Source organism: Streptomyces sp. NPDC025793 (assembly GCF_055558375.1).
Map to the genome: position 1 here is coordinate 402,544 of NZ_JBVHMR010000002.1, position 11,675 is coordinate 414,218.

Sequence of the window (11,675 nt, forward strand, 5' to 3'; positions counted from 1 at the left end):
GGGCGGCGGGGTGCGTTCGGTCGGCCGGATCGGTCCGCGCCGGTCCGGGCTGGGCCGGGCTGCTGGGGCGGAGCCGTGGCCGGCCTCCGGGTTATGGGTCCTTACCAGGCGCCGACTGTGCGGAGCAGGAGGTGGAGGTCGTGGGCGGCCTCGGCGGTGGTGAGTGCCGTGGCGGTCAGTACGGCCGCGGTGGCGGTGGTGAGGGCCGGGTGGCGTCCCGGTGGCGGGGCCAGGAGGGCGGCGACGCGGCGGGGGACCGGGCCCGCGGAGGCGAGCGGGCCGCGGCGGCCGAGGATGCCGAGGGCCGTACCGGCGGCGCGGGCGGGGGCCGGGGTACGGCGGGCGGCGAGGGCCGCCTTGCCGACCGTACGGGCGACCCGCCTGCGGTCGCCCGCCTGGGCGGCCGCGCTCTCGTCGGCCCAGCGTTCGATCGTGTAGGTGACGGCCGTCGCGAGGGGGCGCAGGACCGGGTTGGCGGCGGCGCCGAACTGGGCGAGGGCGACGAACGCGTAGTGGTGGGCGGTCAGATGGGCGCGTTCGTGGGCGAGCAGGATGTCGTGTTCGGTCTCGTCCAGGGTGCGCAGCATGCCGGTGGAGACGACGATCCGGCCGGGCAGTCCGGGCAGGGCGAAGGCGTCCGGGGCGTCGTCGGGGAGGACGACCAGACCTTCGCGCGCGGGCATGCAGGCGGCGTCCCACGCGGCGGAGGCCAGTGAGCGGGTCCGTCGCCACAGCATTCGGGCCGCCATGAGCACGGCGCCGCCCAGCAGCAGTCCGGCGAGCAGCGCGACGGGCAGCGCGGCGGGGTCGTCGTGCCGGGCGGTGGCGGCCGACCAGTGGCCCAGGGCCGCGAGGCGCGGGACACGGATCAGACCGGTCACGGCCAGCAGGCCCAGGGAGATCGTGCTCGCCGTGCCGAGGACGAGGGCCGAGGCCGTGAGCAGCCAGGTGGCGAGGCGGGGCTCGCAGCGTTCGGCCAGCGGGCGTGCGCCGAGCGGGGCGACGAGCGAGAGCAGCAGCGGCACATAGACGGCGACGTGCATTCCGGGCGGCCTCTTCCGGTTCCCGCCGGTCCTACCGGCCGGGGTGCTGGTCGGGGCCGGGCAGCCGGCGCGGCGACTCGGCGCGGGGGACGGACGGTACGCGGGTGAGGACGGCCTCGCGCACCGGGCCGGCCCGCCGGGAGCCGCGTCCGCGTGCAGGGGCACTCATGGCTCCACCGTCCTCCCGTTCGGCTTCCGCTTCCACGGCCGCGTCCGTGCCGCCGTCGTCCGAGTGTGCCATGCGCCCGCACGGCGTGTAACGCCTGCTACATCCCAGGACGCGCCGAAGCCGGAAGCGCCGGTCCGCCACCTCGGCCCCCGCCTCCTCGTCCGCCCACCGCTCCACCGCGAACGCCCCGGCCCGCTCCGACGGTCGCGGCAACGGATCGATCGTGGCAGTCAGATGCAGGCGTCCAGGAGCCGCGGTATCCCGGAGGAGACCACCACGCGCCCCGGCCCGCCGAGCACGGCGAAGGCCGCAGGGACGGGATCGTCGACCACGCGAGCCCCCCCCCGCGATGTGCCGGCACTCCCGCCAGGCGTCGACCAGCGCTCGCCCCCGCCGCCAGGACGCCACCGTCACACTGACCACCACGACCGGCACCACTCCGGCGCACCGCGGCGACCTTCGGGTTCACCGGGTCCTCCGCCGCGAGCACGCTCACCGGCCACGGCCCCTGCGCCGTCACGAGCGGCACCTGCCCTATCGCGGTGAACGCCAGGATCGCCGGCTCGGTCGCCCACGGACCGGCCGCCACGAAGGCCGCGCACGCCATCGCCCACGTCCCTGCCTGGGCGGCATCCGGCGCCCCGCCCAGGGCGCCACCAGCGCCGGCGCCGCGCTCACCAGCAGCGGCAGTTACATCGGCACGGGCCAGAACACGCCTCACCCCCGCAGGGGGCCGTCACCGTGCAGCAACTGCTCCAGCAGCCGCTCGTCCTCCGCCGACAGATCCGACACGAACCGGGCCAGTACCACCGCGCGGTCTCCACCGTCGTCGAGCAGCGAGTGCATTCCGGCCGCGGCCATCCCCGGCCGGTCGTCCACGGGCGTGTACACGTAACTGCGCCCCTCACGCCGCCGGGTCACCAGCCCCTTGTCGCACAGCCGCGTCAGGATGGTGAGGACGGTGGTGTGGGCCGTGTCGTCGTCGCCCAGGTTCTCGTGCACCACGACAGCCGTCGCCGGCCCGCCGGCCGTCCACAGGGCCGCCAGCACCTGCCCCTCCAGCTCTCCCCGCGCACGGCGCCGGGACTCCTTCCGGCCGTCAGCACCGCCGGTCATCCAGCACCTCCCTCTGCCTGCTCCAGCAAGCCGCGTCTTCGCCCCGTTCAAGCTACTACGAGATGTAGAAAAACAGTCAAGGGAAGACGCGGTACCCCTCCCCGGTACAGCGACAGGCCCGCGCCCGGTGGAGACGGCGGCCGAACCCTCAGCGGGTGACGTCCAGTTCCGCGTACATCCCGGCCGCGTAGTGGCCCGGGACGTTGCACAGCAGCTCATAGCGGCCCGGTCGCAGCGTCACCGTGGTCCAGGCCGCCGCACCTGAGGCGATGCCCTCTCCGGCACCCGCGCCACAGGTGCGGGACGACTCGCCGAGACTGCCCGCTTCCGAGACCCGGCCGTCGGAGCCGATGGCACGTTCTCCGGCAGCGCGGCCCGCCGGCAGCGGCAACACGATCACCTCGTGCGTGAGGGCTCCCGCATTGACCACCCGCACGGTCACCCTGCCCGCCGGAACGGTCATGGGGCGGGCCGCCAGGCGCATCATGCCCATGCCGTACCAACCGGGGTGGCCGTTGTTCGGCGCGGGCCCGTTCGGGCCCCGCATCATGCGTCCCGTGTCCCATACGGTCACGTCGACCGCACTGCCTTTCGCGGCCGGTGCGCTGCATCGTGAGCTCTGCGCTCTCCAGGAGGCCGGCCCCGCTCTGTGGAAGGCGCCGGACGCGGCCATCAGGCCCGTCGTGGCGATGCCCAGGACCAAGGCCGCGGCGGCGATGGCGAGCGCCGTCCACACGTTTCGGCGGCGATGCGGAGTCATCGGTGCTCCCGAAGCACCGCGAGCCGGCGTTTGTACTCGTCCTCGTCGATCTCCCCGCGTGCGAACCGCTCGGCGAGCAGGTTCTCGGCTCCTCGGTCCTGCCCTCCTCCCCATCCGGAAGGTGGAGGCGAGCCGGGCTGCTGATGGTGACGCGTACCGGCGAGGTAGCGCACGAGTGCGACGAACCCGACGATCAGGACCGCCCAGAACAGGACCATGAACACCGTCATGACGATCCAGCCGCCCCAGCCCCATCCGCCGTCGTACCACATCATGCCGATCACTTCCCTCGGCCGACCGACCCGGCGCCACCAGGATGGATCAGCGAGACCTCGGCCGATCCGGGCCACCGTTCCCGGGCATGGGGCCGAAGGACCCAACGCCCGGTACGGATCACACTGCCACGGACAGCGGTGTCGCGCATGCGCGGTCGTGTCGGCCGTGCGGGCGGGTACTCGCCGGGGACCATCGGGGCACCGACGCCTCCATGACCGGGGACCGGGCCCGGCGGCGGTGTGGTCCGTGCAGGAAGGGCGGCGGCGTGATGGACGGCTCGAAGCCCGGCGGAGAGCACGAACGGCTGCCGTCGGCGGCGAAGCCGGATCTGTGGCAGCGGGTCGTCGAGTCGCTGGGTACGGCCGTCGCCGTGATCGACCCGGCCGGGCGGATCGTCGCGGTCAACCGGCCGCGGCGCAGCTGCTGGGGCGCGCGGCGGCGACGATGCCCGGGCAGGACCTGCACGACCTGTGCCATCGGGACCCGGGAGGCGCCCGGATCCCCCGAGAGCGCTGTCCGCTGCTGCGGGCCCTGGCCGAGGGGCGTACGGCGCGCGGGGACGACGACAGGTGCCTGCGCGGTGACGGACGGCTGGTCCCGGTCTCCTGGTCGGCATCGCCCCTGACCGACGACGACGTCTGCGATGTCTCCGGCGTTGTCCGGGGCATGGTCGTACTCAGGACTGAGGACGGTGCGCAGCACTTTCGCCCGGTCCGGCCCCGCGCGAAGGCGGCGGTTGCGCACTCCGGCGAGTGCGGCGCGGCCCGCCCGCCGGCCGGTCCGGAACCCGAGCTGTGCACCGGCGACGGTGTCGACCGCGGAGCGGGCCAGGACCCCGAGCCCTTACGGCATGCCTGCCCAGCCCACGCCCGATCCGGAGCGCGCCGGATGAGCCCCTCGCTTCTCCACGCCGCCGCCTTCGACGCCGCGATCCCGCCGGATCTGGGTGTCGAGCCGGCGCTGCCGTCCGTCATGCCGATCGGGATCGCGGACTTCGTCTCGGACGAGGCGCGCGAGAAGCCGACCGGCTGAGCCGGCCGACCGGGACTTCCGCGGCGCGGCCAGGAGAGTGCCGACGCCCGGGTGTGCGCCCCTCCCGGTCGGGCGGTACGAGAAGGTCACCCGCCGTCGACGCGTGCCCGGCCGGGGAAGGTGAACCTTGCGGGACGCCGAGATGAACACCCCCTCGCCCCGGCCATCAAGTTTTACAAGATGTAGTAGTTTCCGGACGGGTCGGAGCCGCCGCGAGCGTCGCCCGAAGCCTCACTTTCCCGCATTCCGAGTCGAAGGCCCTCCATGTCCGTTCTGACCTATCCCGAAGCCGTGGGCGTCGGCCTGCTGCAAGGGGTCACCGAGCTGTTCCCCGTCTCCAGCCTGGGGCACAGCATCCTGATACCCGCGCTGCTCGGCGGGCACTGGAAGCATGACCTGGACGTCTCCGCCGACGGGTCCCTCTACCTCAACGAGCTGGTCGGCCTCCACCTGGCCACCGCGCTCGCGCTCGTCGTCTACTTCTGGCGGGACTGGGTGCGGATCGTCCGCGGTCTGTTCACGTCGGTCACCCAGCGCCGTATCGAGACCGTGGAGCAGAAGCTCGCCTGGCTGATCATCGCGGCCTGCATCCCGGTGGGCATCGCCGGCATCGCGCTCGACAAGGTGTTCCGCTCGACGCTCGGCAAGCCCGTCCCCACCGCGCTCTTCCTGGCGCTCAACGGCATCGTCCTCTTCGTCACCGAGCAGTTGCGGCGCGGCGGGACCGGCCACCGGCGGGCCGGGGCCACCGTGGCTCCGGGCGAGGAGCACCTGTCGGCGGACGAGCAGTCGGACCTGCGGATCACCCGGCTGACGATCCGGCAGGCCGTGACGATCGGCGCCGCCCAGATCCTCGCCCTGCTGCCCGGCATCAGCCGCTCCGGCTCCACCATCAGCGCGGGCATCTTCAAGGGCATGGACCACGAGGACTCCGCCCGCTTCGCGTTCCTCCTCGCCACCCCCGTCATCGGCGGCGCCGCGCTGCTCAAGCTGCCGCCGCTGCTCGGGGCGCAGGGCGACGGCCTGCGCGGTCCGCTGCTGGCGGGCAGCGTGGCCGCCTTCGTCGCGGCCTACCTCGCCACCCGTTTCCTGGTCCGCTACTTCGAGAACCGCACCCTCATCCCGTTCGCCGTCTACTGCACACTGGCCGGTCTGGGCAGCCTCGCGTACTTCACGCTGGCCTGAGGCGGGCCTGCTCCGGCTTCTTCCTGCCCGGCGCCGGCCGAGCCGCTGAACGCACCTCCGCCCGGACCGGCGGATGACGGCCGCATCACTCATTCGTACGCCACCGGATGTAACCGCTGCTACATTCGGTGGCGTGTCGAACGTCGAGACGGTGAGCCGCTGGCTCGTCCTCCTGATCAAACTCCCCGCCCAGCCGTCGCGGCACCGCGTCGGCGTCTGGCGGGAGCTGCGCAGGATCGGGGCGCTCTCGCTCGGCCAGGGGATCTGGGCCGTGCCGGACGTGCCGGTCTTCGCCGACGGCATCGCGCGGGCGGTCGTACTCACCGAGCAGGCCGAGGGCCAGGTCGTGACGTTGGCCGCCTCCGGGCGCGGCGCCCAGGACGCCACCCTCCTCCAGGGAATGTTCGACGCCGCACGCTCGGCGGACTGGGCGGAGTTCCTCGCCGACTGCGGCACGTTCGAGGCGGAGATCGCCAAGGAGATCCGCGTCGCCAAGTTCACGCTGGCCGAACTGGAGGAGGAGCAGCAGTCGCTGGAGCGGCTTCGGCGCCGGCACCGGGACCTGACGGCACGCGACGTGTTCGGGACTCCCGAGGCGGCCGAGGCCGGCGAGCGGCTGGGGCGGTGCGTGGCCGTCTGCGAGGACTACGCCGAGCGCGTCTTCGCCGCCCTGCACCAGGCCCCGCGGACGGAAACAGAACAGTGAGCACGACGCCGACGGCGCGGACGGCCCCGGCCCGGCATATGTGGCCGCTGTACGCCGCCGGGTTCACCACCGCCTTCGGCGCGCACGGCATCGCGGCCAACCTCGGCGGGCACGGCCGGGGCGCGGTCACCTCGCTGCTCGTGCTCGGCGGCCTGCTCGCCCTGTACGACGGTGCCGAGGTGCTGCTCAAGCCGCTGTTCGGCACCCTCGCCGACCGCATCGGCGCCCGGCCCGTGCTGCTCGGCGGACTCGTCGCCTTCGCCGCCGCGTCCGCCCTGTACGTCGTCGCCGACCGCCCCGGCTGGCTGTGGGCCGCCCGGCTCGGCCAGGGCGCCGCGGCCTCCGCCTTCTCCCCGTCCGCCTCCGCCCTGGTCGCCCGCCTCAACCCGGCCGCCAAGCACGGCCGGGCGTTCGGCAGTTACGGCTTCTGCAAATCCATCGGCTACACCCTCGGCCCGCTGCTCGGCGGCGTCCTGGTGTGGGCGGGCGGCCTGCGGCTGCTGTTCGCCGTACTCGCGGTGCTCGGGGTGGCGGTCGCCGGGTGGGCCGCGTTCGCCGTGCCCGTCGTACCCCCGCTGCCCAAGGCCCGGCAGACGGTCCTCGACCTCGCCCGACGCCTGGCCGACCCGGCCTTCCTCGCCCCGACGTCCGCACTCGCGGCGGCCACGGCCGCCCTGTCGGTCGGGGTCGGCTTCCTGCCGGTGTCCGGGCGCGCGGCCGGGCTCGGCACCGTGGCCACCGGTGCCGCGGTGTCCGTGCTGGCCGCCTGCTCGGCCGTGGTCCAGCCACGGGCCGGGCGGGCCCTGGACGACGGGCGGCTCACGACCCGGTCCGGCATCACGGCCGGGCTGCTGCTCGCCGCCGCCGGAATGGGCTGCGCCATGCTGCCGGGCCTGACCGGCATCCTCCTCGGCGCCGCCCTGATCGGCGCCGGAACCGGCCTGATCACCCCGCTCGGCTTCGCCGCCCTCGCCGCGAGCACCCCCGCCGAACGGCTCGGGCAGACCATGGGTGCCGCCGAACTCGGCCGCGAACTCGGCGACGCGGGCGGCCCGTTGCTCGTCGCGACGGTCGCCTCGCTCACCACCCTCACCCACGGCTACGCGACCCTCGGCGTCCTCCTGGCTCTCGGCTCGACGCTCGCCCTCGTACGACGCCGCGCCGCCGGCGGCTGAGCGCGCCCTGCCACCTGCGCAGTCATCGGTATGTCAACGCGATGTGAACACCGGTGCCTAGCGTCTGGTGCGTTCGTCGCCCGGCACGACCACCATCCCAGGGGGAGATCACGCCATGTCGAAAACGAGCAGGCTGGCACGGGCCGTGCGCACCGCGGCCGTCGCCGCGACGCTGACCGCCGGTGCCGCCGTCGCGTTTCCCGCCGCCGCCCACGCGGCCGACGCGGGGCACTACTACATCGAGATCGGCGGCACCGGCCCCACGGACAACAAGGACGGCTGCCCCACCACCACGCGCTCCTACACCACCGCGAACGACCGTCTCGGCCTCGGCTCCTTCGCGATCGAGGTGTGCTACCCGGCCACCGCCGGCCCGGTCATCGGCCCCACCGGCGGACTCGTCGAGCTCCCCTTGAAGGTCAACCCCGAGGCCCTCACCGCACCGACCTACGACGCCAGCGTCGAACTCGGCTACCAGCGGGGGCTGCAGGCGGCGCAGGACACCCACCGGGCGCACCCCGGGGCCCGCATCACGATCACCGGCTACTCCCAGGGCGCACAGGCCGCGGACCGGGTGCTCCAGACGATCGCGAGCGGCAGCACCGGCATCCCGCTGTCCCAGGTCGACGGCATGCTCTACGCCGACCCGATGCAGCCCGACACCGGCTTCGGGGCGCACCTGCCCAAGGGGCTGGGCATCCCCGGGGTGGCCACCGCCCCCGGCGCCGGACCGGTGCAGTTCAACGGCATCCCGGTCAGGCGGTACTGCATCGTCGGCGACCCGGTCTGCGACCTGAGGTCCCTCACGAACGCGCCCGGCTACGTCAACCTGCACTGGAAGTACCCGGACTTCGTCATCCCCAAGAACCTCACCCAGGACGGCCGGGACGGCGTCCAGTGGCTGAACGAGAACGGAGACCCCGTGTAGGACCCCTGAGCGAACGGGGGCAACGGGGGCAGGGGAGGACACGGGGGAAGAAGGGCCCGGCCGGCACGTCCCGGCCGGGCCCGGCCCCGCTCGTACCCGGCCCCGCACGTGCCCACCCGGGCCGCTACGGCTCGTCCCCGTCCGGCCGGCGGCGTGCGCGGCGGCCGAGGTCGTCCAGCACCCGGGAGATGCGCGCGCGGTTGGCGTCGGTGGCGGGCAGGGCGGTGCCCCGCTCGAAGAAGTCGCGCGCCCCGGCCAGGTCTTCCGCCACGGGGCTCGGCCGGATCAGTCGATGTCGTACCGCGATCTCCGACGCGCTGCCGGTCTGTTCGTCCAGTAACTCCTGTGACCGGCGGCGGAGTTCGGCCGCCGCCCGCGGGTTGCCCAGGTCGGCCTCCGCCGCGGACAGCCGGCCGAGGACGGCGGAGTGCAGGGGAATGTCCCCGAGACGCCTCGCCAGGTCCTCGGCCTTGCCGAGCGTGCCCACGGCCTCGGCCGGCCGCCCGAGGTCGAGCTGGAGACCACCGAGGCGGAGCAGCGTCTTGCCGAGGAGCCGGGGGCTGCCCGCCCGCTCGGCAAGGGCGATCGCCTCCAGGTAGCGGTCGTACGCCTTGTCGTACTCCCCGAGTTGGTGGTGCACATCGCCGGCGCGCGTCATGACGGAGCCCATGAGCCAGTCGTCGTGCGTCAACTCCCCTACGAGACCCAGGACTTCGGCGAAATGGGCCATGGACTCGGCGATCCGTCCCTCCAGGTTGGCGAAGGTGCCCAGACCGGCCGCGGCCTTGGCCTGCTCATGCCGGTCACCGGCCCGGCGGCTGATGTCCAGCGCTTCCGTGAACCAGGTGCGGGCCTGCCGGTAACGGCCCTGGAGCCCGAACAGGATGCCCAGGCCCGTGCGCAGCGCGGAGTCCATCCGCCGGTCGCCGGCCCGGCCGACCAGCGGCAGCAGTGTCTCCAGCGCGGTGCGGCACTCGTGGAACCGGCCCTGCCGGGTGAGGTAGTCGACCAGGCCCTCGGCGATCCAGCAGGCCTCGTCCAGCCGGCCCGCGGCCGCCGCCCGGCCGATCACGTCGACCAGTTCACCGCCCGCCTCGTCCAGCCAGGCCGCGGCCTCCTCCCAGTCCGCGAAGGGGCCGATGCCCCGCGGGCCGGTCGGGAAGGACGTGGTGCCCCAGTCACCGGCACAGCGGGCGGCGACCACGTACAGCCGGAACACACCCTCCTGGGCCGTCGCGACCTCGTGGGGCGACGCGGCGGCGACGCGCCGGGCATATACCGCCACCAGGTCGTGCAGCCGGTAGCGGTCGGCGGTCACCCGCTGCACCAGACTCGCGTCGGCCAGGCTCTCCAGGGTGCGTGCCGCGTCGGGGGGCGGGCAGCCGAGCAGGGCCGCCAGCGTCAGCCGGTCCAGCCGTACGGTGGGCGACAGGCCCAGGGCGCGGAAGGCGCGCTGCTCGGCGGCCGGCAGCCGGTCGTAGGAGATCCGGAACGCGGCCTCGACGCTGCGGTCCTCCACCGTCAGCTCGTCGAGCCGGTGCTCGTCGTCGGTCAGCCGCGCCACCAGGGCTGCCACCGCCCACGACGGGCGGTCCTGGACGCGCGCCCCGACGATACGCAACGCCAGCGGAAGCCGGCCGCACAGCACGGCCAGTTCCCGGACGGACCGGGCCTCGCCCGGCCCGTCGGCGTCCTCGCCGCCGACGATACGGGTCAGCAGCCTCGCGGCCTCGTCGATGCCGAGCGGGGACAGCGAGACCCTGCGGTCCGCGTCCAGCCCGGTCAGGCGCCGGCGGCTGGTCACCATCACCATGCTGCCGGCACCGGCGGGTATCAGCGGGCGCACCTGCTCGGCGCGGGAGGCGTCGTCGAGCACGAGGAGCAGCCGGAGGGAGGCGGTCGCCGCCCGCCAGGACGCGGCCAGCTCGTCCAGGTCCTCGGAGTCCTCCCCCTCGCCGGCCCCCACCGCCCGCAGCAGCCGGCGCAGTACGCGCTGCCGCCCCGCCGTCTCACGGTCCGCGCGATGCCCGTGCAGCTCGATGAACAGGCAGCCGTCGGGGTACCGGTCCCGCAGCGCCCGCGCCGCGCGCACCACCAGGGCGGTCTTCCCGACCCCGGCCATGCCGTCGACCGCCCGGACGGTGACCACCCGCGCGTCGGCGGGCGCGACGAGCAGCCGGTGCTCCCGGTCCCGGCCCGTGAAGCTGCCTGTCTCGACGGGCAGTTCATGGCGTATCCGGCGGGTGGCGGCAGCGGGTTCCGGACGCCGGGGCCCGGTCGGCCGTCGCGTCGCCCGCCCTCGCCGTACGGCGGTGTCGGCGGCGTCGCCGAGCAGGAACGCGTCGTCGCCGCGGAGGACCGCCTCGTGCACCCGGCGCAGTTCGGCGCCGGGCTCCACCCCCTGCTCGTCCACCAGCCGGCGGCGCACCGCGGCGTAGACGTCCAGCGCGTCGGCCTGCCGGTTGGCGGCGTGCAGGGCGCGCATGAGCAGGGCGGCCAGCGCCTCGTTGTGGGGGTGGGCCGTCGTCAGGGAGAACAGTTCTCCCACGGCCTCGGCGTGCCGTCCCGACCGGAGCCGGCAGTCCACTTTGTCCTGCGTCAGCAGGAGCCGCTGCTCCGCCAGCCGCAGCCGCTCCCCTTCCGCGAAGGGCCCGGGAATCCCGGCCAGGGGCTCGCCGCGGAACAGGGCCAGCGCCCGGGACCACGTGTCCGCCGCGGCGTCCAGGTCCCCCGAGTCCCTCGCCGCACGCCCCTCGGCGGCGAGCTCCGCCCACCGCGCCACGTCCACACCCGTGGTCCCCGGGGCGAAGCGATAGCCGCCGCGAACGGTGTCGATCACGGAGGTCGCCGAGCCCTCGCCAGGAGCGCCCAGGCGCCGCCGTAACCGGTGCACATAGACCGGGATCACTCGGTCGCCCGTGCCGGGGGGCTCCGCACCCCACACCCCGTCGAGCAGCTGCCGCCGGCCGACCGTCCTGCCCGGTCGCAGCAACAGGGCCACGAGCAGGGCCTGTTCACGAACCGGCCCGAGCTCCAGACCCGCCTCGCCACGCCAGGCCTGGAGCGGCCCGAGCAGAGCGAATCGAAGTTGCTGATTTGCGTTCGTGGACAACTCGCGCGGAATCGGCACGCGGGGAGCCTATCCAGCCCCGGCCCACCCCACGGCGGCCCCCACAAGACCTGCCCCTATCGCGTACGACGGCACCACACCACCCCTGCGCACCGGACGGCCCACGGACCACGCATCGCAGACCTCAGACCGCATACCGCAGATCACTGCGCGTT

Annotated in this window: 11 protein-coding genes; 5 read left to right on the forward strand and 6 right to left on the reverse strand. The window is 74.3% G+C overall.

What is annotated here, in order from left to right; all coding sequences use genetic code 11:
* Nucleotides 1–101: 101 nt before the first annotated feature.
* The 5 genes from ACZ4MF_RS05645 to ACZ4MF_RS05665 all read right to left on the reverse strand — a co-directional run bounded on the left by ACZ4MF_RS05645 (nucleotide 102) and on the right by ACZ4MF_RS05665 (nucleotide 3,363).
* On the reverse strand, nucleotides 102–1,043 hold the full coding sequence (locus ACZ4MF_RS05645; RefSeq protein WP_467490083.1) for a M56 family metallopeptidase: 942 nt from the start codon (nucleotides 1,041–1,043) through the stop codon (nucleotides 102–104).
* A gap of 31 nt (nucleotides 1,044–1,074) precedes the next feature.
* Nucleotides 1,075–1,212, reverse strand: a complete 138-nt coding sequence (locus tag ACZ4MF_RS05650) for a hypothetical protein (protein ID WP_467490085.1) — start codon at nucleotides 1,210–1,212, stop codon at nucleotides 1,075–1,077.
* A 717-nt stretch (nucleotides 1,213–1,929) separates the two neighbouring features.
* Nucleotides 1,930–2,328 carry a BlaI/MecI/CopY family transcriptional regulator gene (locus ACZ4MF_RS05655; protein WP_467490087.1) on the reverse strand — a complete coding sequence of 133 codons (399 nt, stop codon included), beginning with the start codon at nucleotides 2,326–2,328 and terminating at the stop codon, nucleotides 1,930–1,932.
* Nucleotides 2,329–2,476: 148 nt separating this feature from the next.
* Nucleotides 2,477–3,088: a sulfocyanin-like copper-binding protein gene (locus tag ACZ4MF_RS05660; RefSeq protein WP_467490089.1), complete on the reverse strand. Its 612-nt coding sequence runs from the start codon at nucleotides 3,086–3,088 to the stop codon at nucleotides 2,477–2,479.
* Nucleotides 3,085–3,363 carry an SHOCT domain-containing protein gene (locus tag ACZ4MF_RS05665; protein WP_467490091.1) on the reverse strand — a complete coding sequence of 93 codons (279 nt, stop codon included), beginning with the start codon at nucleotides 3,361–3,363 and terminating at the stop codon, nucleotides 3,085–3,087. Before ACZ4MF_RS05665 ends, ACZ4MF_RS05660 begins: the two co-directional genes overlap by 4 nt.
* Before the next feature lie 445 nt (nucleotides 3,364–3,808).
* Here ACZ4MF_RS05665 and ACZ4MF_RS05670 point away from each other — a divergent pair, with 445 nt between their 5' ends.
* The 5 genes from ACZ4MF_RS05670 (at nucleotide 3,809) to ACZ4MF_RS05690 (ending at nucleotide 8,390) form a co-directional block, all read left to right on the forward strand.
* On the forward strand, nucleotides 3,809–4,396 hold the full coding sequence (locus ACZ4MF_RS05670; protein WP_467490093.1) for a hypothetical protein: 588 nt from the start codon (nucleotides 3,809–3,811) through the stop codon (nucleotides 4,394–4,396).
* Between the two features lie 264 nt (nucleotides 4,397–4,660).
* Nucleotides 4,661–5,581, forward strand: a complete 921-nt coding sequence (locus ACZ4MF_RS05675) for an undecaprenyl-diphosphate phosphatase (RefSeq protein WP_467490095.1) — start codon at nucleotides 4,661–4,663, stop codon at nucleotides 5,579–5,581.
* Between the two features lie 133 nt (nucleotides 5,582–5,714).
* Complete coding sequence (locus ACZ4MF_RS05680) at nucleotides 5,715–6,287, forward strand: Chromate resistance protein ChrB (protein ID WP_467490097.1); 573 nt, start codon at nucleotides 5,715–5,717, stop codon at nucleotides 6,285–6,287.
* 38 nt (nucleotides 6,288–6,325) lie between these two features.
* Nucleotides 6,326–7,462 (forward strand): MFS transporter, encoded by a 1,137-nt coding sequence (locus ACZ4MF_RS05685; RefSeq protein ID WP_467490660.1) that lies wholly within the window; start codon nucleotides 6,326–6,328, stop codon nucleotides 7,460–7,462.
* A 115-nt stretch (nucleotides 7,463–7,577) separates the two neighbouring features.
* Nucleotides 7,578–8,390 (forward strand): cutinase family protein, encoded by an 813-nt coding sequence (locus ACZ4MF_RS05690; RefSeq protein WP_467490099.1) that lies wholly within the window; start codon nucleotides 7,578–7,580, stop codon nucleotides 8,388–8,390.
* Nucleotides 8,391–8,514: 124 nt separating this feature from the next.
* On the opposite strand, the gene ACZ4MF_RS05695 is transcribed toward ACZ4MF_RS05690, so the two are convergent.
* Nucleotides 8,515–11,520 carry an AfsR/SARP family transcriptional regulator gene (locus tag ACZ4MF_RS05695; RefSeq protein WP_467490101.1) on the reverse strand — a complete coding sequence of 1,002 codons (3,006 nt, stop codon included), beginning with the start codon at nucleotides 11,518–11,520 and terminating at the stop codon, nucleotides 8,515–8,517.
* Between the last annotated feature and the right edge of the window lie 155 nt (nucleotides 11,521–11,675).